17 protein-coding genes and 1 riboswitch are annotated in these 23,618 nt (G+C 63.8%); of the genes, 10 read left to right on the top strand and 7 right to left on the bottom strand.

Features of this window, described 5'->3' with window-relative positions:
• Positions 1-45: 45 nt before the first annotated feature.
• The gene (locus BMW76_RS10825) at positions 46-1,527 is read left to right on the top strand and encodes an MFS transporter (protein WP_245763173.1); all 1,482 of its coding nucleotides are present in this window, start codon (positions 46-48) and stop codon (positions 1,525-1,527) included.
• A gap of 598 nt (positions 1,528-2,125) precedes the next feature.
• Positions 2,126-2,410 (top strand): YodC family protein, encoded by a 285-nt coding sequence (locus BMW76_RS10830; RefSeq protein ID WP_090865123.1) that lies wholly within the window; start codon positions 2,126-2,128, stop codon positions 2,408-2,410.
• A gap of 91 nt (positions 2,411-2,501) precedes the next feature.
• Here BMW76_RS10830 and BMW76_RS10835 read toward each other — a convergent pair whose 3' ends face one another.
• The 3 genes from BMW76_RS10835 to BMW76_RS10845 form a co-directional block, all read right to left on the bottom strand.
• Positions 2,502-3,134 (bottom strand): LysE family translocator, encoded by a 633-nt coding sequence (locus BMW76_RS10835; RefSeq protein WP_090865124.1) that lies wholly within the window; start codon positions 3,132-3,134, stop codon positions 2,502-2,504.
• 53 nt (positions 3,135-3,187) lie between these two features.
• A riboswitch (ZMP/ZTP riboswitch) is annotated at positions 3,188-3,284 on the bottom strand.
• A 174-nt stretch (positions 3,285-3,458) separates the two neighbouring features.
• Complete coding sequence (locus BMW76_RS10840; RefSeq protein WP_090865234.1) at positions 3,459-4,613, bottom strand: epoxide hydrolase family protein; 1,155 nt, start codon at positions 4,611-4,613, stop codon at positions 3,459-3,461.
• Positions 4,614-4,670: 57 nt separating this feature from the next.
• Positions 4,671-4,979, bottom strand: a complete 309-nt coding sequence (locus tag BMW76_RS10845) for a superinfection immunity protein (RefSeq protein ID WP_090865125.1) — start codon at positions 4,977-4,979, stop codon at positions 4,671-4,673.
• 205 nt (positions 4,980-5,184) lie between these two features.
• On the opposite strand from BMW76_RS10845, the gene BMW76_RS10850 reads away from it, so the two are divergent.
• The 4 genes from BMW76_RS10850 to BMW76_RS10860 all read left to right on the top strand — a co-directional run bounded on the left by BMW76_RS10850 (position 5,185) and on the right by BMW76_RS10860 (position 9,332).
• On the top strand, positions 5,185-6,645 hold the full coding sequence (locus tag BMW76_RS10850) for a M20 family metallopeptidase (protein WP_090865126.1): 1,461 nt from the start codon (positions 5,185-5,187) through the stop codon (positions 6,643-6,645).
• A 135-nt stretch (positions 6,646-6,780) separates the two neighbouring features.
• Complete coding sequence (locus tag BMW76_RS10855; RefSeq protein ID WP_090865127.1) at positions 6,781-7,896, top strand: malate/lactate/ureidoglycolate dehydrogenase; 1,116 nt, start codon at positions 6,781-6,783, stop codon at positions 7,894-7,896.
• A gap of 92 nt (positions 7,897-7,988) precedes the next feature.
• The gene (locus BMW76_RS40255; protein WP_143062241.1) at positions 7,989-8,225 is read left to right on the top strand and encodes a hypothetical protein; all 237 of its coding nucleotides are present in this window, start codon (positions 7,989-7,991) and stop codon (positions 8,223-8,225) included.
• A gap of 228 nt (positions 8,226-8,453) precedes the next feature.
• Entirely contained in the window at positions 8,454-9,332 is an 879-nt protein-coding gene (locus tag BMW76_RS10860; RefSeq protein WP_090865128.1) for a crotonase/enoyl-CoA hydratase family protein, read from the top strand.
• A 194-nt stretch (positions 9,333-9,526) separates the two neighbouring features.
• Here BMW76_RS10860 and pdeR read toward each other — a convergent pair whose 3' ends face one another.
• Complete coding sequence (gene pdeR, locus BMW76_RS10865) at positions 9,527-11,530, bottom strand: cyclic di-GMP phosphodiesterase (protein ID WP_090865129.1); 2,004 nt, start codon at positions 11,528-11,530, stop codon at positions 9,527-9,529.
• Between the two features lie 311 nt (positions 11,531-11,841).
• Between pdeR and treA the strand changes: the two genes are divergently transcribed.
• The 3 genes from treA (at position 11,842) to BMW76_RS10880 (ending at position 14,438) form a co-directional block, all read left to right on the top strand.
• On the top strand, positions 11,842-13,503 hold the full coding sequence (gene treA / locus BMW76_RS10870; protein ID WP_090865130.1) for an alpha,alpha-trehalase TreA: 1,662 nt from the start codon (positions 11,842-11,844) through the stop codon (positions 13,501-13,503).
• Between the two features lie 156 nt (positions 13,504-13,659).
• Positions 13,660-13,887, top strand: a complete 228-nt coding sequence (locus BMW76_RS10875) for a hypothetical protein (protein WP_090865131.1) — start codon at positions 13,660-13,662, stop codon at positions 13,885-13,887.
• A complete protein-coding gene (locus BMW76_RS10880; protein ID WP_090865132.1) occupies positions 13,887-14,438 on the top strand; it encodes a hypothetical protein in 552 nt (183 codons plus the stop codon). The genes BMW76_RS10875 and BMW76_RS10880 overlap by 1 nt, the downstream gene beginning before the upstream one ends.
• Before the next feature lie 52 nt (positions 14,439-14,490).
• Here the strand turns inward: BMW76_RS10880 and BMW76_RS10885 are convergent, their stop codons facing one another.
• Positions 14,491-19,020, bottom strand: coding sequence for a DEAD/DEAH box helicase (locus BMW76_RS10885; protein ID WP_090865133.1), 4,530 nt, complete (start codon positions 19,018-19,020; stop codon positions 14,491-14,493).
• Between the two features lie 470 nt (positions 19,021-19,490).
• Between BMW76_RS10885 and BMW76_RS10890 the strand changes: the two genes are divergently transcribed.
• Positions 19,491-20,552, top strand: coding sequence for an aldo/keto reductase (locus BMW76_RS10890; RefSeq protein ID WP_090865134.1), 1,062 nt, complete (start codon positions 19,491-19,493; stop codon positions 20,550-20,552).
• Between the two features lie 83 nt (positions 20,553-20,635).
• Here BMW76_RS10890 and pelG read toward each other — a convergent pair whose 3' ends face one another.
• Positions 20,636-22,006 carry an exopolysaccharide Pel transporter PelG gene (gene pelG, locus BMW76_RS10895; protein ID WP_090865135.1) on the bottom strand — a complete coding sequence of 457 codons (1,371 nt, stop codon included), beginning with the start codon at positions 22,004-22,006 and terminating at the stop codon, positions 20,636-20,638.
• A 16-nt stretch (positions 22,007-22,022) separates the two neighbouring features.
• Entirely contained in the window at positions 22,023-23,606 is a 1,584-nt protein-coding gene (gene pelF / locus BMW76_RS10900) for a GT4 family glycosyltransferase PelF (protein WP_090865136.1), read from the bottom strand.
• Positions 23,607-23,618: the final 12 nt, after the last annotated feature.

The following is a 23,618-nucleotide window of genomic DNA, read 5'->3' on the forward strand; positions in this document are numbered from 1 at the left end:
TTTTTTTATCGAATTTTTGAATGATCAGTCATGAATCAGACATGCATGAAGAGATCCGGTGCGAGCCAACACGCCGGAGGAGCCGCATCGCATGCCGATGCGCAGGTACATGAGCGTTTCGAACGGCAAAGGCTCGCGCTGACGGTGCTCTTCGTCGGTGCGTTTCTCGCGCCGCTCGACTATTTCATCGTCAATCTCGCGCTGCCCGCGATCCACACGGGCCTGAACGCAACCGACGCGCAGTTGCAACTGATCGTCTCCGCGTATGCATCGGCCTATGCGGTGCTGTTGATCACGGGCGGTCGTCTCGGCGATCTGTTCGGCCGGCGGCGCATGTTCATGACAGGCATGGCGGGCTTCGTGGTCGCGTCGGCGCTGTGCGGCTTTGCGCCCAACGGACATGTGCTCGTGATCGCACGCATCGTGCAGGGCATGGCCGCGTCGGTGATGGCGCCGCAGGTGCTGGCCACCGTGCGCGCCGTCGTGCCGCTTCATCAGCAAACGCGTGTGATGGGCTTCTACGGTTTCGTCTTCGGGCTTGCGTCGATCGTCGGGCAACTGGGCGGCGGCGCGCTAATTACGTATCAGCCGTTCGGCCTCGACTGGCGCGCGATCTTTCTGATCAACATTCCCGTCGGCGTGCTGGCGTTCGTCGGCGCGTGGAAGTTCGTGCCGGAGAATCAGCCCGAAACGCGTGAGAGCGTCGATCTGAAGGGCGTGGCGTTGCTGTCGCTGGTGCTGATCCTGCTGATCTATCCGATGACTCATGGCCGCGAAGCCGGCTGGCCGTGGTCGACCTTCGCGATGTTCGCGCTCGCCGTGCCCGCGCTTGCCGCGTTCGTCGCCACCGAGCGGCAGGTCGAGCGCAAGGGCGGCAGCCCGCTCGTCGATCTGCAACTGTTCCGCAATCCCGCGTTCTCGACGGGGCTCGTGATCGCGTTCCTGTTCTATTGCAACAGCGCGTTCTTTCTCACGTATGGCATCTATCTGCAGACGGGCTTGCACTGGACGCCGCTGCAATCCGGCATCGCGATCATGCCGTTCGCGCTTGGCTTCGTCGCCGGGCCGCTGACGTCGCCCGCCGTCGTGAAGCGCATCGGCGCGCATGTGCTGACGCTCGGCTTTGCGATGATGGCCGCCGGCTTTTCGTTGACCGGCTGGGCCGCGACGCATGCGTCACTGGGTACGCTGTTCTATGGCGGACTGGTGTTCGCGGGTGTCGGCCAGGGCCTCGTGCTGCCGTCGATCATGCGCATCGTGCTGGGGGAAGTCGCGCCGGCGAAGGCGGGACTCGCATCGGGCGTCGTCACGTCGACGCTGCAGATCGGCTCTGCGTTCGGCACGGCTGCCATCAGCGGCGCGTTCTTCGGCGCGCTGTCCGCGCAGGCTTCAGCGGCGGGTTATGCGTATGCGTTCCAGCGCAGCCTCTTGATCAACGCGGCGCTGATGGTGGTCTGTATCGTCCTGAGCGTGACGCTCGTGCGGCATCAGCAAGTCGCGCATCGACGCGCGATAAAGGTCGCTTAAAAGACTGCCGCGAGCCCTTTTAGACACCCTTAAAAGCCCGCTTAGGGAAAATCCCGAGTCGCCGGATGATTCCGCATATTTGTATTGGCGCCGAACAAATGCGCGTCGAGATATCAGCTGATATCGTTTTCGGCGCGTGCAGTCATACTATTTAATGGCGTCGCATGGCGCGTTGCAACCGATATTCCCGTTCAACAGTGATGCGATTATTTACTGGTGGCATCGATTTTCTCCGGCGCCAATCCATTTAATCCGCGTTAACGCGGAGAAAATGCGGAGAATGTCATGCTTATGACAGGTGATGGTCGGGCGTATTTACACATACCCGGCACGATCGGTCTAAACTGCCTGCCGCAACCTGCTGCGCAACAGCATCCGGCCTTCTGCCACAGCGCATTCGGACACTAAACAATAATGAACGAACGTTCGCGATATAACGCGTGTTATTGCGAATTGGCTGAAAACGCTTCCAGGAAAAAATACTTGATCCCGAAATATTCAATTGTTAATCTTCGTCCACTCTTATTAATTCGTGGGACGGCGGTGCGTTTATGGCAGTGAATTTTCAGCCAGCCTAATGCTTATATCGGGGACATCCATGCTGACTGCTACTTACACTTACGACGCATTTGATACGACGCAAGCAGCGCAATTTAACGTCGGCGATGTGGTGACGCTCAAGACGGGCGGCTCGCGCATGACGGTGACGTATATCGGACCGGTCGCGGGGGAAGCGGGGGAACGGCTCGTCTGCCAATGGTTCGACGAGCAGGGCGAACTGCGTCAGGGAACCTTCGCGCAGGATAACGTGCGGCGCCAGCCGCGCTCGATTCCCGCCGGATCGGTGCTTCAGCACAAGTTCATCAGCGTCGTGATGCGTTGAAAACGAAGGCGCGTCCAGGCGGCGCGTCTTGCATTCACTCTCTACCTGTGCCGGGCCTTCGCGCCCGGCACATTTCGTTAACGCCCGTTCGTCAACGCCGCGCTTGCGTCGCCATTCTCACGGCGAGGCTCGCGAGCACCGTGCCCATCAGCCAGCGCTGAATGACGAGCCACGTCGGCTTGCGCGCGAGAAATCCGGCAATCGATCCCGCCGTGATCGCGACGGTCGAATTCACTGAAATGCTCAACACGATCTGAATAGCGCCGAATATCAGTGACTGTCCGAGCACGCTGCCCTGCTGCGGATCGATGAACTGCGGCAGCAGCGACAGATACAGCACCGCGATCTTCGGGTTCAGCAGATTCGTGACGAAGCCCATCGTGAAGAGCTTGCGCGGGCTGTCGACGGGCAGTTCGCGCACCTGGAACGGCGAGCGGCCGCCCGGCTTCACGGTCTGCCAGGCGAGATACAGCAGATACAGCGCGCCGCCGAAACGCAGCGCGTCGTACGCAAACGGCACCGCGAGCAGCAGCGCCGTGATGCCGAATGCCGCGCAGAACATATAGAACACGAAGCCGAGCGCGACGCCACCGAGCGAAATCAGACCGGCCGTGCGGCCCTGGCTGATCGAGCGCGAGACCAGATAGATCATGTTGGGCCCCGGCGTGAGCGCCATGCCGAGCGCGACGAGGGCGAATGCGAGCAGATGCGTGGTTTGAGGCATTGCGTGGGTTCCCGTGTGTGGAAAGAGCAGGAAAGAGCGATCGACGGATCGTGACAAGAGGCCCAGGCGCGCGGCGGAACGCGAGCGTGCTCGCGGTTCGCGTTCCCCGGTGGTGGCCACCTCGATTGAGCGCCAGTTGCGCGAACGGTTCATTGTTCCGTGCGAGGCAAGCGCATGCCAGAGACAGAATCGGCGCTGGTTGTCGATACACCTGAGCGCACAAGTGCGGCAGTGGCATCACCATGCAGGTGATGCGCTCGCGCTGACGTACGGGTGCAGCGCGAGCGTGAAACGTGAACCGCGCTCAGGCGGAGTTAACCACGCTCAACCACGCAGTGGCCGGAAGAAACGCCGGATTTCTTCGGCGAGCAGCGCGGGTTGCTCCATCGCCGCGAAATGCCCGCCGCGCGGCATGTCGGCGAATTGCGTGACGTTGAACACGCGCTCGATCCACGAACGCGGCGGCTGGCTGATTTCTTTCGGAAAGCGCGCAAAGCCGAGCGGCGGCGTCGCGCGCTGGCCGGACTCGAAGCGCAAGGGCCGCGCGCGCGTTTCCGCGTAGAGGCGCATCGACGAGCCGATGGTCTGCGTGTGCCAGTAAAGCGAGAGGTCGGTCAGCAGTTGATCCTTCGAAAACGCGCGCTCGATATCGCCATCGCAATCGCTCCACGCGCGGAATTTCTCGACGATCCATGCAGCCAGTCCCACAGGCGAATCGTTGAGTGCGAACGCGAGCGTCTGCGGTTTCGTGCCGTGCATGTGCGAATAGGCGCCTTCGGCATCGGCCCATACGGCTTTGGCCGCGAGAAAGTCCTGTTCTTCCTGTGTGACGGGCGGATCGCTTGCGCTCACGCCAGGCGAGTACGAACTCGGCAGGAAATTGAGGTGAATGCCGTCGACATGCTGCGCATGGTTCGCGGCCAACGCCATCGATACGGCCGCGCCCAGATCGCCGCCTTGCGCGCCGAAGCGCGCGTAGCCGAGGCCACGCATCAGTTGGGCCCACAGGTCCGCGATCGCGAACACCGACATGCCGGGCTTCGACGGACGCTCGGAAAAACCGTAGCCGGGCATCGAGGGCACGACGACGTCGAATGCGTCGGCTGGGTCCGCGCCCACCGATGCGGGATCGCACAAATGCGGCAGCAGCTCGATGAACTCGACGAACGAACCCGGCCATCCATGCGTGATGACGAGCGGATAGGGCTTCGGACCGATGCCGCGCCGATGCAGAAAATGCACGCCGAGGCCGCCGACGCGCGCGATGAACTGCGGCTCGCGGTTGAGCCGCGCTTGCGTCGCGCGCCAGTCATAGGTGTTTGCCCAGTAGTCGACGAGTTCGCGCAGATAGCGCGGATCGGTGCCGAGCGCCCACGGTGGCGTGTCGAACGGATCGGGCCAGCGCGTTTGCGTGAGGCGCGCATTGAGCGCCGCAAGCTCTGCATCGGGAATCGCGATCTGGAACGGTGTGATCTGCATCGGCATGACTCCGGCATGATTCGCTTTCGTGCAAGGGGTTCACGGTTCAGGTGAGCGTCACTTCGTCGAACGGTCGCGCGACTCGCGCATCTGCACACGCTCGCCGAGCATCTTCGTGAAGGTCCGCATGCTGATGACGCGCCGCGAGCGCACCACTTCGCCTTCGAGATTGATGGGCGGATTCGGCTGAAATGCCCAGTAGAGCGCGATCAGCCAGCCAAACACGGTCCAGCCCATGCACGCATTGAAGAGCGCAATGGTCAGCACGTCATGGCGCTTGTGGCGATCGGCGACGATGGACGGCAGGAAGTACAGACCCAGCGCGACCACGGCCGCGACGCCTTGAACCACGATGTTGTTGCTCATCGAGGGCCTCCCAGGCGCGTCGTAGTTATGCGTGCATTGTCGCGCGAATGCGTAACGTGCGCACGCGGCGTGGAGAGCGCCTCGCAAGCCTGCGCCGGATCGCAAATCGGGCGCTGTGCTGCAGCGTCGTCACCGATCAGATGAATTCGGCAATGCGGGCGCGAGGGGCTTATCATGTGCGTTTCGACTGACCCGGATTGCCATCATGATCTCCGACGAAACCCAACAGGCTCACAAGCTGAATCACGATACACTGCGCGAATTCGTCGATCGCAAGTGGAACGATGAGATCGTGCCGGCGTTGACCGACTACATCGCCGTGCCGGCAAAGAGCCCGGCGTTCGATCCCGACTGGCAGCAGCACGGCTATATCGAGCGCGTGATCACGGAGGCCGCGAAGTGGGCCGGGCAGCAGCCCGTGCGCGGACTGAAGCTCGAAATCGTTCGCTTGCCGGGCCGCACGCCCGTGATCTTCTTCGAATCGCCCGCGACGCGTTCGGGCAGCACGGAAACGATCGTGCTATACGGCCATCTCGACAAGCAGCCCGAATTCGACGGCTGGCGCAAGGATCTCGGTCCGTGGACGCCGAAGCTCGAAGACGACAAGCTCTACGGCCGCGGCGGCGCCGACGACGGTTACGCGATCTACGCGAGCCTCACGGCATTGGCGGCGCTCGACGCGCAAGGCATCGAGCGGCCGCGCTGTGTCGGCCTGATCGAAACGTGCGAAGAGTCGGGCAGCTACGACCTGCTGCCGTATGTCGACGCATTGCGCGAGCGGCTCGGCAAGGTCGGACTCGTCGTGTGCCTGGATTCGGGCGCGGGCAACTACGATCAGCTGTGGCTGACCACCTCGCTGCGCGGCCTCGTCTCCGGCGACCTCGAAGTGCAGGTGCTCGACGAAGGCATTCACTCGGGCAGCTACGGCGGCATCGCACCGTCGAGCTTTCGCATCATGCGGCAACTGTTCGAGCGGCTCGAAGACGCAGCGGACGGCACGCTGCTGCCGAAGGGCTTCCATTGCCCGATACCGCTCGACCGTCTGAGCGAAGTCGAAGCGACCGCGAAGATTCTCGGCGACGACGTGTGGAAGAAGCTGCCATGGTCGTGCGGCCAGGACGGCGGCCCGGTGCTGCCGACGACAGCCGATCCGAAAGAGGCACTGCTCAATTCGACGTGGCGTCCGTCGCTGTCGGTGACGGGCGCGGCGGGGCTGCCTTCGCTCGCCGATGCGGGCAACGTGCTGCGTCCGCGCACGGCGTTCAAGCTGTCGCTGCGCCTGCCACCCCTCGTCGAAGCGGACAAGGCGGTGCAGCAGTTGAAGTCGCTGCTGGAGTTCGATCCGCCGTACAACGCGAAGGTCACGTTCAAGCCGGACGCGGGCGCCGCGACGGGCTGGAACGCGCCGGAGCTCGCGCCGTGGCTGGCCACCGCGCTGAACGACGCATCGCGCCAGCATTACGGCGCCGACGTCGCGTTCATCGGGCAGGGCGGCACGATCCCGTTGATGAACGTGCTGAAGGCGGGCTTCCCGACTTCGCAGTTCATGGTGTGCGGCGTGCTCGGACCGAAGTCGAACGCGCACGGTCCGAACGAGTTCCTGCATGTGCCGTATGGCAAGAAGCTCACAGCGGCCGTGGCGGAAGTGATTGCGGCGGCGCCTTGACGTTATTCGTAAAGTCGTTGTAGTCCTCCAAGTTGTTGTTCTCCGAACGTTCGCATCCCGGACGTTCTCGCGCGGGAGGGGCCGGCCGGTCGCTCCCGCTGTCCATCCGCCTCCTTTGAACGAGCCCATCGTCGAATGAACGACACGCGTACTGCCCAGACGTCCGCTCCCCGCATTCCGGCCGATCAACTGCACGCCTATGTGCGCGCGATCTGGGAGAAGGCGGGCAGCGCGCCGCGCGAAGCCCAACTCGTCGCCGATCATCTCGTCGCGGCCAATCTGACGGGACACGATTCGCATGGTGTCGGCATGATTCCGCGCTATGTCGATTCGTTGCGCGATTGCGAACTGAAGCTCAACGGTCACGCGAGTGTCGTCAAGGACATCGGCGCGGTGCTGACGATCGACGGCGGCAAGGGCTTCGGCCAGGTCGTCGCGCATGAAGCGATGGAACTCGGCATCGAGCGCGCGAATAAGCTCGGCGTGTGCGCCGTCGCGCTGCGCAACGCGCATCATATCGGCCGCATCGGGCATTGGGCCGAGCAATGCGCGAAGGCGGGCTTCGTGTCGTTTCACTTCGTCAACGTGGCGGGCGATCCGCTCGTCGCGCCGTTCGGCGGCGCGGACCGCCGCATCGGCACGAATCCGTTTTGCGCGGCGTTTCCGCGCGCGGGCAGGGCGCCGCTCGTGCTCGACTTCGCCACCAGCGCCGTCGCTTATGGCAAGACGCGCGTCGCGTACAACCAGGGCAAGGAAGTGCCGCCCGGTTCGCTGATCGACCACGAAGGCAAGCCGACCGTCGATCCCGCCGTGATGATGCAAGCGCCGTTCGGCGCGCTGATGCCCGTGGGCGGGCAGGCGGGCGGCCACAAGGGCTTCGGTCTCGCGGCGATGTGCGAGATCTTCGGCGGCGCGCTGTCGGGCGGCTATACGACGCACGACGTCACGCTGCAACAGACCAACGCGATCATCAATTGCATGCTGTCGGTGATCGTCGATCCCAACGCATTCGATGCGCCGAACGCCGAAGCCGAGGCCGATGCGTTCGTCGAGTGGGTGAAGGCGTCGCCGCTTGCCGCCGGTGCAGAACGCATCTACGCGCCGGGCGAACCGGAGCGCGCGACGCGTGCCGAGCGCGAGGCCAATGGCATTCCCGTCGATCCCGAGACGTGGCGGCAGATCCGCGGTGCGGCGCTGGCGGCAGGTTTGTCCCCGGAGCAGGCCGATGGCTGGTCGGTGCGTCTGCGATAACGCGCGAACGACCCACGCCACGAACCACCCACGCGCGCGATACTGCGCAACCTCGCGTAACGACAGCCTTCAGTTGATAAGAAACGGCGCGCATGACGTTGCATCAGCATCGGCATCGGCATCGCCATGCGTGCGTCACGCGCCTGTTCACGGGCAATGCGCTGGCGCTCGACGCGCCGTGTGAAAACGCCATTCATCGCGCATTCGAAATTCGCAATGCCGCTTTTTCGCTCGCATTGCCTCGATTTAACAAATGCGCGCAATACGGGCGATTACCGATAGGGTCATCCGCGGGCAAAAACGCCCGAGATTTAAAGCAAATATTCTAATGACGACTTTGCGCCCTTTTAAAGGACGTGAAAGCGCGCGCCCTTAGAGCTTTGCTTCGATTCGCAATCGTTTGCGCAAGCGGCGCTGTTCAAGAAACCCGCCCGGCGGGCACCGCAATCCTTATGACGAACTGCTCCCTTCTGTTCGTTAGCCCTCCCCCAACGCATTCCGGTCTGTTTTAGGCTCGCATTGCTTCACCAGTGTTTAACCTTAAAGGACCGTTCAAAATGAATCTGCAAAACCATCACGCCTGCCGTCCATTCCTCGAAGCGGGCAATCTGTCGCAAATCGCCGCATATTACGAAGAAGAGCGCAATGTCATGTGGATGATATTGCGGGCGCAGCCGCGTCCATGCTTCAACCTCGAACTCGTCCACGACATTCTCGAACTGGCGCAGGCCGCGCGCGATTCGCGCCTGCCGATCGATTTCTGGGTCACGGGCTCGGCCATTCCGTCGATGTTCAACGTCGGCGGCGACCTCAATTTCTTTGCCGATGCGATCCGCTCGGGCCGCCGACAGGAACTGATGGCATACGCGCGCGCCTGCGTCGATTGCGTGCATGCGGCGGCGCGCGGCTTCGATACGGGGGCCATCTCGATCGCGATGATCGAGGGCTCGGCGCTGGGCGGCGGCTTCGAAGCCGCGCTCGCGCATCACTTCGTGCTCGCGCAGAACGACGCGCGCATGGGCTTTCCCGAGATCGCGTTCAATCTGTTCCCGGGCATGGGCGGCTATTCGCTCGTCGCGCGCAAGGCGGGCATGCGCCTCGCGGAGGAACTGATCGGCGGCGGCGAATCGCACACGGCCGAGTGGCATGCGAGCCGCGGTCTCGTCGATCAGCTCTTCGAGCCGGGCGAGGCATACGTGGCGACGCGGACCTTCATCGATACGCTGCGCCCGAAGCTCAATGGCATCCGCGCGATGGTGCGGGCGCGTCAGCGCGTATTGCAGCTTTCGCGCGCCGAGCTGATGGAGATTACGGAGGACTGGGTGCAGGCCGCGTTCACGATCGAAGAGAAAGACCTCGCGTTCATGGAGCGGCTCGTGATGCTGCAAAACCGCCGCACGGGGAATCTGCGTCAGGCGGCCATGAACGCTGCATGAACGCGATGAATCGCGCGATCGGCGGAAGCGCAATCAGCGCTGACGCAATCAGCACGAACGCAATCAGCGCAACCATCAGCACAGCAACCATCGACGCAGCAAACAGGCAGTACACAGCATGTATCCAGCAGTAGCCGCCGCGCAAGCGGCCGACAGGCAGGTGATCCGTCGGGTCGAGCAGACTTTTCGGGGGTTCAGGCGATCAACCGGATCTTCTGCCTGTCATTCAGCCAGCGCTCGAAATCGGCCGCGGGCATCGGCTTGCCGTACAGATAGCCCTGCACGTATTCGACGCCCAATCCCTTCATGAACAGTTCTTCCGATTCGGTCTCGATGCCTTCGGCGACCACTTTCAGCTGCAACGCCTGCGCGACAGCCACCATCGAGCGCACGAGCGCCTGAGACTTCTTGTCCGCGTTGATCGAACTCACGAAACTTCGATCGAGCTTGATCACATCGAGCGGAATACGCCCCAATTGCGACAGCGACGAATAGCCGGTGCCGAAATCGTCCAGATGGACCTGCGCGCCGAGATCGCGGAATTGCGTGATCAGGTCGATCGCGGCCGCTTCGTCTTCGATCAGGCAGCTTTCCGTCAGCTCGATGTCGAGCAGGCACGGATCGAGTTTCGCGTTTTGCAAGGCCTCGCTGAAATGCGACACGACGGCCGTATCCACCAGTTGCCGCGCCGACACGTTGATCGCCACGCGTAGAGACAGCCCGCGCGCCTTCCATTGCGCGGCCTGTTCGGCGGCTGTCTGCATGACCCAGCGGCCGAGCGGCCCGATGAGCCCCGACTCTTCCGCATAACGGATGAACGCGGCGGGCATGATCTGCCCGCGCTCCGGCGAATTCCAGCGCACCAGTGCCTCGACGCCGTATACCTTGCCCGTCGCGAGCGAGAGCTTCGGCTGATAGTGCAGCGTCAGCTGGCCTTCCTCGAGCCCGCGCCGCAGGTTCGTGTCGAGCCACATGTATTCGGCGACCTTGCGGTTCATCTCCGGCGAGAACACGCGATAGGTGCGCTTGCCGTCGTCCTTCGCGACGTACATCGCGGTATCGGCGGCGCGGATCAGCGCTTCGAGGCTGTCGCCGTGCTCGGGGAACATCGCGATGCCGATCGAGCAGCCCGTATACACCTCGACGAGCCCGAGGCTGAACGGCGTGCGCAGCCGTTCGAGGATGCGTTGCGCGATCGCCTCCATCGACCCGGCCGTCGCGACGGGCGACAGCACGATGAACTCGTCGCCGCCCAGGCGTGCGAGCATGTCGTCGGCGCCGAGGCATTCGCGCACGGCCGACGACACATCCTGGATCAGCCGGTCGCCGAACACGTGGCCATAGTGATCGTTGACCTTCTTGAAGTTGTCGAGATCGAGAAACAGAATGCCGACGGAAACGTCCGGCGCCGCGCTCGCAATAGCCGTGCGAGTCTTGTCGTGGATCGCGTTGCGGTTGGGCAGGCCCGTCAGCGAGTCGGTGTTCGCGAGCTCGGTGAGGCGGTCCTGCGCACGACGCTCCTCGGTGATGTCGGTGCCGGAGCAGATCAGAAACTGCTCGTCGACGCCGCTGCCGCTCATCACGAACTTGTTGCGAAAGAGAAAGAGCCGTTCGCCGTGCACGGTGCGCACGCGGCGCTCGACTTCATACGCGACGCCGCGATTGAAAAAGCCCGAAATGTTCTGGCTCGACGCCGCGCCCGCTTCCGACGACATGAAGAGCGCCCACACGCTGCGCCCGATGACGTCTTCTTCCTTCATGCCCGTGAGTTCTTCGGCGAGACGGTTGAAGCGCTGGATGCGGCCGTTCCGGTCGACGATCACGACGACGGAGTTGACTTCCGACACGACCTGTTCCGCGAACGACAGGCCGTGCACCAGATCGCGTGCGACCGACTCCGTATCTTCGAACGCCGATGCGGTGCCCGCCCACGTGCTGCCGTTGAGCTTCTTGCCGACGAGATGCAGCCGCAGCGGCTCGCCGTGCAGGCGCACGTCCATCGTCAGGTGCGCGGTGACGCCCGTCAGCTGGCGAATCTGCGCGGCTTGCGCGCCGGATAGCGCAATCGCAACGGTGGCCGTACGGTCGTCCGTTTCCGGCGACAGCTCGAGCGCGTTGCTGTCGCTGGACAGGCGCCAGCACGGACTGCTCGTTCCGAAGCGGGCGAAAAGCACCTGATCGTGTTGGCCGTCGTTCATGAGAGATCCCCGGGCAAACCGTTGCCTTCAGTCGAACTCCGATTATGAGTAAGCACGCGGGCTGCAAAGCGTCGTATGGGCTGCGCTTCATTGTATCGAAGCGGCCGGGGCTGCGGCTCCGAATCTATTAACGACCTTTCACAAGCCATTCTTTAATCAGAATGCATGGAAATGATGCGCTTCCAACAAACCGGTTCCGCAAACGTTGACGTTCGATTGCGTGCGCATGTACTCGTGTGCGATGCTCGCAAGGCGATAAAAAAGCGCGACGGCAGACCAGACCGATTGTCCATCTTTCCGAGGAGGGAGACATGAGTATGCTGTCGTGTGTGCCATGCAGGTCTGTTCCGAACGACCATTCAACCGCCATTCCATCGACGACGATGCGTCGCGCGATCGCGTTATCGGGCTTCATGCTGTTCGCCAGTTTCGCGCACGTGGCGAGCGCCGATACGCAGATCGGCGGGCCGCTTCCGCCACCGCCCGACCAGTTGTATGGCGACCTGTTCGTCGCCGTGCAAACCGCGCAGATCTATCCCGACCAGAAGACCTTCGTCGACGCAACCCCGAACGCCGATCCCGCAACGATCGTCCAGTTGTATGACGCGCATAAGAACGATGCCGGCTTTTCGCTGGCGGACTTCGTCAACAAGTACTTCACGCCGCCTTCCGAGCCCGTGATCACGCCGCCCGCAAACCAGTCGCTGCGCGATCACATCAACTGGCTGTGGCCCGAACTCACGCGCACGACGACGAGCGCACCGCCGTACAGTTCGCTGATTCCGATGCCGAAGCCCTATGTCGTGCCGGGCGGCCGCTTTCGCGAGGGCTACTACTGGGACACGTATTTCACGATGCTGGGCTTGCAGGAGTCGGGTCACGAAGATCTCGTCGACAACATGCTCGACAACTTCGCGTACATGATCGACACGTATGGCCATATTCCGAACGGCAACCGCACGTACTATCTGAGCCGTTCGCAGCCGCCGTTCTTCTCGTATATGGTCGAACTCGCGGCGAAGGTCGAAGGCGGGCGCGTCTATCAGAAGTATCTGCCGCAGATGCGCAAGGAGTACGCGTACTGGATGCAGGGCGCGTCGGCGACGAAGCCCGGCGATGCGACGCGCAATGTCGTCGTGCTGCCCGACCATACGGTACTGAACCGCTATTGGGACGAACTCGACACGCCGCGCGACGAGTCGTATCTCGAAGACGTGCAGACGGCGCAGCAGGCGACGGGCCGCACGCCGGGCGACGTGTATCGCGATCTGCGCGCGACGGCCGAAAGCGGCTGGGATTTCAGCTCGCGCTGGTTCGGCGACAACATGCACCTGACGACGGTACGCACGACGGCCATCATTCCCGTCGACCTGAACAGCCTGATGTTCCATCTGGAGACGACCATCGCGCGGGGCTGCTCAGAAGCGCGCGACTTCGGCTGCGTCGTGCAGTTCATCGGCAAGGCGGCGAAACGCGCCGAGGGCATCAACCGGTATCTGTGGAACAGCAACGGGTACTACGGCGATTACGACTGGAAGCTCGCGAAGTCGCGCGACAACCAGACACCGGCGATGCTGTATCCGCTCTTCGCGGGCGCGGCGTGGCCGGATCGCGCGCAGAAGACTGCGAACGTCGTCGCGGGTATCCTGCTCAAGCCCGGCGGCCTGACTACGTCCACGTACAACACGACCCAGCAATGGGATGCGCCGAACGGCTGGGCGCCGCTGCACTGGATCGCGATCGAAGGCCTCACGCGCTATGGACGCCGCGATCTCGCCACGCAGATCGGCACGCGCTTTCTCGCTGACGTGAAGAACGTGTATGCGAAAGAGCAGAAGCTGGTCGAGAAGTATGTCGTCGAAGGATCGGGGACGGGCGGTGGCGGCGGTGGCGAGTATCCGTTGCAGGATGGCTTTGGCTGGACCAATGGCGTGACGCTCAAACTGCTCGACATGTACAGTCCGGGCGAATAAGCGGAAAACAAAGCGGCGACGGGCGCGGCGAACGGGTGACGTCGCCGCGCCCCATTCTCTTCTACAAATTTTGACGTTTAGAAATCCTCTACGAATTCACCCACAGTGGTAGGATTTTTATTAATGCAATGACGCGGCAAGACGCTCGGGAGGCGTATGGCAAGTGGAGCAACGATCGGTGACGCGCTGATCGAACTGATCGATTTCGCCCGTTCGGAGCCGCTTGTTTTTCTCGAAGTGATGCTGCCTTTGCTGATAGCGGGCCTGTTCGTTTCATTCTTTATTTTCCGGATCATCATCGACCCCGTCGGGCAGCAGCAGTCGGAATACGACGCAGCGCGCAAGGTCATGACCCGGCATTTCCGAAGGAGTGCGTCGAAATAATGGAATACTTCTATTTGCTGCGCTTTTGCGCCACAGTGGCCGTCTGCGCCGCTGTCTACCTGCTGCTGGCGAGGCGCCTCGCCGACGCCGTGCATCCAATGCGGCTCGAACTTGCGCGCGAGGGCGAAGCGCTGCTCGCGTCGGGCACATTGCGTGACGCCGACGCCGATTACGTCCGCTTCTGCCTCGACAACGCGTTCAACGGCAGCGTCGCGTTCCAGGGCATGTTGTTGATGCCGTTTCTGAGCGCATGGATACTCGCTGGTCTATGTTCGCGGCGCAGGACCTTCAGAACCATTCCGCAGCCACGCGTCGAGCGGCGCGCGCGTGGCACAAGCCCCGTCGACCCCATCACCGACCTGTTCTGCCGTTCCGCGTTTGCGGCCAATCCTTTGTGCGGCGTCATCGTCGTCGCGCAGATGGGAATCGTCGCGGCCATCGGCGTGCTGATCACAGGACAGTTGAGATCCGCGAAGTCGTTGTCGCGCGCAGTAGTCGACGCCGAAAGCGCGGTGCGCGCACGGCTGCGTTTCGGCGCGCGGGCCGCTTGAGGTACGAGCAAGCAGCCATCGTCGTTTGAGTGCAGCGCGCGCGTCGTTGCGCTCAATATCGCCGTGCGAGCCGCATACGCATCAGCTGTTTCGTTTCTCCATCGGCGTCGGGCGGGAGATTGAAATCGCCGGAAACGAGTGACGCGACGGGCACGCCATCGCGATACAACACGCGGTTGCCCGCCACGGCCGGCACCTTGCTGCCCGGCAGCAGCGTGCCCACGAGGTTCAGCGGATCGGTGCCCGCCACGCACACATATGCGCCGTCGTTCGCATGCCGCCGCACTTCGCGCAGCAGCGGAATCGCTTCCGGCAATGCGAACTGTTCGCCGGCGAGTCCGTTCACGAAGCGCCCGCCACGCACCTGGCCGCGCGCTTCGAGCCGCTGATACACGCGCAGCAGATCGCGCCACGGCGGCAGCCATTCGGCTTCACGTTCGAGGAGCCGCCAGAACACGACGCCATATCGCCGCAATAGCGCCATCGCGATGTGTTCGAGCACGTCGGGTGCGAGCGGCGGCGGACGGCGTGCGGGCAACGCAGCGGGCGCATCATCCGCCGTGTCTTTGGCCACTGCAGCGGGCCGCCGTAACAACGCCCAGCGTCCCGCGTCGTCCATGCCGCCGATCAGCGCGCCCGCGCCGCGCGGACGGCGGCTCGGATAGTACGACGCGTTGCGCTTCGCGACCGGTTTGAGCAGCGCGCGCAGACCCGCAAAGCTGTCCGAGTTGACGAGTCCGGCCGCGACCAGTTCGCCGAGCGCATTCTCCAGTTCGATACGCAGCAGATGCACATCGGACAGCAGCTCGTCGAAGAACATCGCGCCGTGCTGCGTCAGCGCGTCGAACACGAGCTGCGCTTTCGGCGACAGTTCCGGCTGTTTCGCCGGATCGATCAGCGCGCTCCACGCGGGCAGCGCGCGGCGCGGCAACAACACGATGGGCGTGCTACGTACGGGCGCGCTTGCGCCGCGCGCGCGTTCCGTGAGCCGCGTCCAGACGATCTTGCCCGAGCGGCAGAAGTCGTCGAGCGATGTGATCGAATAGTCCTTGAGGCGCGCGGGCAGGATGTCTTCCTCCCACGCGCCCGCCGCCGCCTGGAATCCCTCCAGCTGATCGAGTACGGCTGCGAGCGCATCACGCCCTTCGCCGCGCGCATCGGGCGTGACGCGCTGCCATTCGAACAGGAAGCGCATGAAGTCATGCCGCTCGACCGGCTCGATTTCCCGTCGCAAGCGACGAACCGTATAGCGATGAATGCGCGCGAGCAGATGCCGCTCGCACCATTCCTCGTCGACCGCGCGCGGCGTGAAACGGCCGCGCATCACGTAGCCTTCCGCTTCGAGCCGCGTCAGCGCCTGTGCGACTGCCGATGCGGGCAACGCCAGCGCGCGCGCAATGGCCGACAACGGCAGCGGTCCGGACCCCGTCAGCCGCGCGCGAATTACGTCGACCAGCGCATCGTCTTCCGTCCAGGCGTCGTCGAAACCTTTGGGCGCCTGGATCTCCGGTTCGATCTCGGCGTGAGGATAGATCGCGCGCAGACACATCAGGCGTTCGGCGGGCAGCCATAGCGCATCGTGCTGCGCGATCTGCATGCGCGTCGCGTGGCCCGTCTTTGCCAGCCCAGAAAGCCACGCGTTCCAGCCTTCGTTGCGCTGCGCCTCGGCTTGCGTGATGCACGCGAGACCCGTCAACGCTTCGTGCATTTCGTCGGCGTCGCGCACTTGTGGCCACGCTTCTTCGCCGACGCTCGCGATCGCGTCGGCATCGAGCGCGCCCAGATCGTCGGCGGATTCGGGGGCGCTCGTGTAGCGGCGATTCAGCACGGCCTGGGTGCGCCGCTCTTCGATCGGCGCATCGTCGAGAAACGCATACGGCTTGGCCGTCAGTATTTCGGCTGCAAGCGGCGACGGCGCCGGCAGATCGCGGCTCACGAGCGCAATCTCGCCTTGTTCGATCCGCCGCAGCAGCGTGAGCCACGCTTGCGTATCCATCGCGTCGTGCAGGCAGTCGTCGACGGTCTGATCGACGAGAGGGTGACTCGGCAGCTCGCGCTCGCCGACGATGTTTTCGAGGCACGCGGCCTGATCCGGAAACACGGTCGCGAGCAGATCGTCGCTGCGCATGCGCTGCAATTGCGGCGACGTCTTGCGGCCGCCCGTGTAGCGCGGCAGCGCGAGCGCCGTCGTCGCGTTCCAGCGCCAGCGCACGCCGAAAAGCGGCGCGTCGAGCAGCGCCTGGATCAGCACGTGCTCGGCCGTGGCCGAGCGCAGATAGCGCCACACTTCGTCGAGCGCGAAGCTGTGCGCGCCCGTCAGCGACAGCACGATCGCATCCTCGGTCGCGGCCGCCTGCAATTCGAAGTTGAACGTGCGGCAAAAGCGCTTGCGCAGCGCGAGTCCCCACGCGCGATTCACGCGGCTGCCGAACGGCGTGTGGATCACGAGCTGCGTGCCGCCCGATTCGTCGAAGAAGCGCTCCATCACGAGCGTGTCCTGCGTCGGCAGCGCGCCGAGCGCCTGACGCGCGCGTGCCAGATACTCGACGATTTGCCGCGCGGCCGGCGCGATCAGGCCCGTTCGTTCCACGAGCCACGCGATGGCCGGTTCGAGATCGAGTACGGCGGCGGGGCGCTCGGCGACGGCCGTGGGTTCGCCGCGCGCATCGGCGTACGCATCGGCGGGTGCTGCTTCAGGCGCGCGCAGCGTGGTCTTCGCATCGGCCGCAACCGCCGCAACCGCCAATAGTCGCTCGATCTCCGAACGCAAACGCGCGACGCCCGCCGACAATTCGTCGCTGCGCCCCGGCGCTTCGCCGAGCCAGAACGGAATGTTCGGCGGCTGGCCTTGCGCATCCTCGACGCGTACGCGGCCGCTCTCGACGCGCATGATCCGGTACGACGCGTTGCCGAGCTGAAAGACATCGCCCGCGAGACTCTCGACCGCGAAGTCCTCGTTGACCGTGCCGATATTGAGCCCCTGCGGTTCGAGGATCACTGCGTAATCGGCGTTCTCCGGAATCGTGCCGCCCGACGTGACGGCATACAGCTTCGCGCCGCGCCGCCCGCGCAGCGTACCGTTGACGGTGTCGCGATGCACGTACGCGGCGCGCGGGCCATGGCGGCTCGTATAGCCCTCGGCGAGCATGCGAAGCACGGCGTCGTATTGCTCGCGCTTCAAGTCGGCATACGGCGCAGCGTGCCGGAGCAGATCGAAGAGACCGTCCTCGCTCCATTCGGCATTCGAGACCTCCGCGACGATCTGCTGCGCGAGCACGTCGAGCGGCGCGCGCGGGATATGCAGCAGGTCGAGTTCGCCGCGCCGCACGCAATCGAGCAGCGCCGCGCATTCGATCAGATCGTCGCGCGAAGCGGGGAAGAGCCGTCCCTTCGGCATGCCGCCCACGTGGTGCCCCGAGCGTCCGACGCGCTGCAAAAACGGCGCGATCGCGCGCGGCGAGCCCATCTGGCAGACGAGATCGACATCGCCGATATCGATGCCGAGTTCCAGCGACGCCGTTGCTATCAGCACGCGCAGTTCGCCCCGCTTCAGGCGCTGCTCGGCGTCGAAGCGGTGCTCTTTCGCGAGCGAGCCATGGTGCGCGGCGACGGCATCCTTGCCGAGCCGCTCGGTCAGATGACGCGCGGCGCGTTCGGCCATCCGGCGCGTGTTGACGAACACGAGCGTCGTCCGGTGTTGCGCGACGAGTTCCGCGAGCCGGTTGTAGACGAGTTCCCACGCTTCGTTCGACATCACCGCTTCGAGCGGCACGGGCGGAATTTCGAGCGCGAGATCGCGCTCGCGCACGTGGCCGACATCGACGATCGCGCAGTCGGCGGGCGCGCTGTCGTGGGCGGCGCTATCGGTCAGGCTATCCGTCATGTTGTCGAGGCTCGCGCCGCCAACGAGAAAGCGCGCGACGGCTTCGATCGGTTTTTGCGTCGCCGACAGGCCGATGCGCGGCAAGCGCCGGCCGCACAACGCGTCGAGCCGTTCGAGCGTCAGCGCGAGATGGCTGCCGCGCTTGTTGCCCGCCATCGCATGAATTTCGTCGACGATCACCGTGCGCACCGTCGACAGCATCTTGCGGCCCGACTCCGATCCGAGCAGCACGTACAGCGATTCGGGCGTCGTGACGAGAATATGCGGCGCGCGCTTCTTCAGCGCGGCGCGCTCCTGCTGCGTCGTGTCGCCCGTGCGCACGGCCGTGCGGATGTCGAGCGCGGGCAGTCCGCGCTGCGCGAGTTCGCGCGCGATTCCTTCGAGCGGCGTCTGCAGGTTGATGCGGATGTCGTTCGACAGCGCCTTCAGCGGCGACACGTAGACAACCAGCGTTTCGTCGGGCAGCGCGCCGTCGTGCGCGAGCCCGTCGCGCACGAGTTCGTCGAGCGCGGCAAGAAAGGCGGTCAGCGTTTTGCCGGAGCCCGTCGGTGCGGCGACGAGCGTATGCCGGCCGCTGCGGATCAGCGGCCACGCGGCGGCTTGCGCGTCCGTGGGCGCAGCAAAGGTTTTCTCGAACCAGCCCGCGACGGCGGGATGGAAGTCGGCCAGCACGCGGGCGGCAGGAAAGGCGGACGTCATGGGATCGAAGATGAGGGCGGCGCGGCGTATATCCAGTCCAGTGATAGCCGCGCCACCGCAACCGTTAGACCGCTTCAGTCTCGCAGGTTTTGTGGCTTCGTGCTGATCGTGCAATCGCAGAGGCGGCGCGGGGCTGGCTTCGCTGCGAGCCGACGCGTTCGTGGGCCGCTAAACGCAACTACCGGTCGGTCGCTCTCACGTCCACCCACAGCCGCGCAATCGCGTCGATTACAAGCGCCGGATCGATGCGAATGCAAGCAGGGGCGCGGGGCCGGCGGCATCCAGAACAGGTCACGAAAAACGGCGCCATTGTGTGCCGAATGAAAGCGAAGCGTCATGACCAACGCCGCATCGCACGAACCGAACCCTGGTGCCGCGGACCCACTGGCAACCCGCCAGCAGCATCGAGAGGCAACGAGTATCCTCATCGGCTGAGCACCGATTCATCACCCACGATGGAGTCTCGAACCATGCGATACAACCAGCTTGGCCGAACGGGCGTTTTCGTGTCGGAACTATGTCTCGGCACGATGACGTTCGGCGGCACCGGCGGCATCTGGCAGCACATCGGCGACTTGCAGCAGAACGACGCCGAACGGCTGATCGGCCGCGCGATCGACGCAGGCATCAATTTCATCGACACGGCCGACGTCTACTCGTCCGGCGTTTCCGAACAGATCACCGGGCAGGCGCTCAGGAACCTGAAGGTGCCGCGCGACAGCGTCGTCGTCGCGACGAAGGTCTTCGGCCAGACGGGCGACTTTGCGAATGCGCGCGGCGCGTCGCGCTATCACGTCATGGACGGCATCAAGGCGAGCCTGCAACGGCTGCAGCTCGATCACGTCGATCTCTATCAGATACACGGCTTCGATCCCGCGACGCCGATCGAAGAAACGCTGCGCGCGCTCGATACGCTCGTGCAGCAGGGGCATGTGCGCTATATCGGCGTATCGAACTGGGCCGCGTGGCAGATCGTGAAAGCGCTCGGCATATCGGAGCGGCTCGGGCTCGCGCGCTTCGATACGTTGCAGGCCTATTACACGATCGCGGGCCGCGATCTCGAACGCGAGCTCGTGCCGATGCTGAAGAGCGAAGGCCTCGGCCTGATGGTCTGGAGCCCGCTCGCGGGCGGATTGCTGAGCGGCAAGTATGGCCGCGAGCAGCAAGGCGAGGCGGGCAGCCGCCGCACGACGTTCGACTTTCCGCCCGTCGATCGCGAGCGCGCGTTCGATTGCGTCGACGTCATGCGCGCAATTGCCGAAGCGAAGGGCGTGTCCGTCGCGCAAATCGCGCTCGCGTGGCTGCTGCATCAGCGCGCGGTGATGAGCGTGATCGTCGGCGCGAAGCGGGTCGAACAGCTCGACGACAACATCAAGGCGACCCAGGTCGAACTGGGCGCGGACGATCTCGCGAAGCTCGATGAAGTGAGCCGCCTGCCGTCCGAGTATCCCGGCTGGATGCTGGAGCGTCAGGGCGATCCGCGCCGTCAGCAGATCGGCGAAACGCGCAAGGGCCGTGAAGGCGCCGGCTGAGTCTTCCGATCGTCAAACCTGCAAGCACATGACGCGGCGTGACGCTTCACGCCGCGTCATCATCGCGACGGGGCAACGGGGGCTCATTGCAGCATGAACGTCTCGTACTCGAGCGAATCGAGCTTGCGGTCGAGCAGATAAAGACTGGCGAGCACCACGACGAGCAGCGATGTCGCGAAGCCATAGCCGTAGTAAGCGGGATTCAGCGACAGCGTGATCGCCGTGAACACCACGTTCAACGCGACGAAGCCGCCCACCAGCAGCAACACGATCCTGCGCTTGTCGAGATAGAAGAACACATTGATGGTGCCCATGAACACGACCTGCATGCTGGCCGCGATCACATCGATATAGAGCAGCGGCAGATACAGCGTCGAAATGCGCAGCCATTGCAGCAGGATCGCGCCCGCCGCGAACAGCATCATCGCGGCAATCGCCTGTACTTTCATGATGTCCCAAATGCCGTTGCGCAATGCTTCGACCATCGCATCGCGCATGCGCTCGATATGCTGCAACGACGCGCCTTCGCGCACGGCATCGTAGAACGCTTCGTAGTATTCGACGAAATCCGTTTCGATGCGCATCAGGAACACGGCCATGCCCGGGATGATCGCGAGATACGCGAGAAACACGGGAATGTCGTAGATGATCGACGCGCGCAGCGGACCGATCACCGGCTGGCCCGTGCCCGGCGAATACCAGAACATGAACTTGTCGGCCCAGATCGCGAGGTTGTAGAAAAAGCCCGTCAGCATCAGCGACGGATAGCGATACGGCTTGCGGAACATCTCGAACGAGATGAAATGGCCGCTGTCGTAGTCGCGGTAGATCAGCGCAAGCAGACCCGTCAGCAGCACCGTTTGCCCGATCACGAAGCCCGACAGCAGACCCGTCAGCCCGAACGTGTTGAGCGCGAGCGCCGAGCCCGTCGTCACCGCATAGCCGATGAAGAACACGACGATGATCGACATGTACTGCTTCATGCCCGACAGGAAGATCGTCGCGATCCAGATGTTGCTCATCACGGCGAAGCCCGCGAGCATCAGCAGCCTGTATGCGGCTGTCTGCTGAGGAAAGAGAAAGACCATCGCGAGACCGCCCAGTATTGCCGAAGCCGCTGTCACGATGAACATCACCGCATGAAAATTCGGCAGCACGAGATCGCGCCGCTTTTCGAAGAGCCGGTCCGACGTGAAGCGCGTGAAGGCCAGTTGCAACGGCCCCGTCAAGATCAGCGACAACGCGATCAGATACGTGACCGACACCTGAAACTGTGTGATGAGTCCCGTGGGCACCACGAACGGAATGCTGAGTACGCCGATCAGCAGAATGCCGACGATGGACAGCACCCACGGCCCCGCGCCGATCAGGCCCGCGTACGTGTATGCCTGCATCAGCCCCAGCAGCGTATTGCGTCGGAGCATCTTGCGCAGTTCGAAACCGATGCCTGCCATCGTCGTGCGCTCCCGTTCAGTGCGACATGGGCATCGGCGCGGCTTCCGATGCGGGTGGATCGGCGAGATCCGCTTGCGCGGTGAGCCGCGCATAGAGAGTGCGATACGCGCCGACCATCTGGTCCTGCGTGTAGTAGCGCTCGACGCGCGCCATGCCCGCTTGCTGCGCGGCGTGCCAGTTGCCGTCGTCGAGCAGATCGAGCGCCGCTTCCGCCAGCGCGCGCGGATCGGCGATCTGCACGACGCGTCCGGCCGCGCCGAGCGCCGCATCGTCGCCTTCGAGCCCATAGATCAGCTGACGGCACGAACCGACATCCGTCGTCACGGACGGCACGCCCGCCGCGAAGCCTTCGAGCACGACGAGCGGCAGCGCCTCCGAAATCGAGCTGAGCACCAGCACGCCGCACTTCGGCAACAGCTCGTCGATCTTCTGGAAGCCGAGAAACTTCACCTTGTCCTGCAAGCCCAGGCTTTCGACGAGCGCCTGACATTCGGCCGCATAAGAAGGGTCTTCATTTTCGGGCCCCGCGATCCACGCTTGCGCTTCGGGCATGCGGCGTACGACGGTGAGCATCGCGCGAATGAAGGTCTTGACGTCCTTGATCGGGACCACGCGCCCGATCAGGCACAGCGTCTTCGGCACGGTGGCGGCGCGCAGCGCGCGCAGCGGCGCGAGCCTCGGCAGATTCACGCCGTTCGGAATGTTGGCCGTTTTCTCTTCGGGCGCGCCGTCGATCACCTGGCGCCGGCGGTTGCCTTCGTACAGCGCGATGATGTCCGCGGCTGCGTCGTAGCACACATGTCCGAGCGTCTCGAAGAAGCGCACCCACAGGTCGCGGAAATAGCCGATCTGCGATACGTCGCGTTCGAAGATGCTGCGGTTGTCGCGTATCCATTCGCTCTGGAACAGATCGATCTTGCGTTCCTTCGTGTAGATGCCGTGCTCGGACACGAGCAGCGGCCGCGCGTAGCGATAGCGCGCGAGCGCGCCGAGAAAGCCCGCATAGCCCGTCGACACCGTATGGAACATCTTCGCGCGCGGCAGCCCTTCGGCGATCTTCGCGAGCTGCCAAAGCGGCTTGTGCATGATGCGCACGGTCCAGAAGTAATCGACGAACGACGGGTCCGTGCAGAACTGCCGATACTGATCGGTCAGATAGTTCCAGGCCTCCTTTGAATAGAGAAACGCGTCTTCACCCAATGCGCCGCCGGGCCGCAGATCGCCTAGCATGTCCTTCAACATGCGGCCCGCCGCGTGACGCATCGCCGGATTGCGCAAACTGTCGTGCAGTTGCGCGGACCGCATGAACGCGGACGCATCGCCGCGCTGCTTCTGCACGAGCGGCGGAAGCGCGAAATCGTACAGATAGTGATTCTCCAGATGCACGACGTTATCGGGCAACGCGTACTGCATCTTCGGATAGTCTTGCGGACGGCTGCCGAGAAAGCACAGCGCAAACGAATACTCGGGAAACGCGCGGATGATCTGGTTGACCCAGCTCGACACGCCGCCGCTCACATAGGGGAACGTGCCTTCGAGCAGCAGGCAGATATCGGCGGAATCGGCGCGCGGCAGTTCGGGCGTTTGCGATGAGAGCATGATGTCGACGTC

Source organism: Paraburkholderia diazotrophica (genome assembly GCF_900108945.1).
Classification (GTDB): domain Bacteria; phylum Pseudomonadota; class Gammaproteobacteria; order Burkholderiales; family Burkholderiaceae; genus Paraburkholderia; species Paraburkholderia diazotrophica.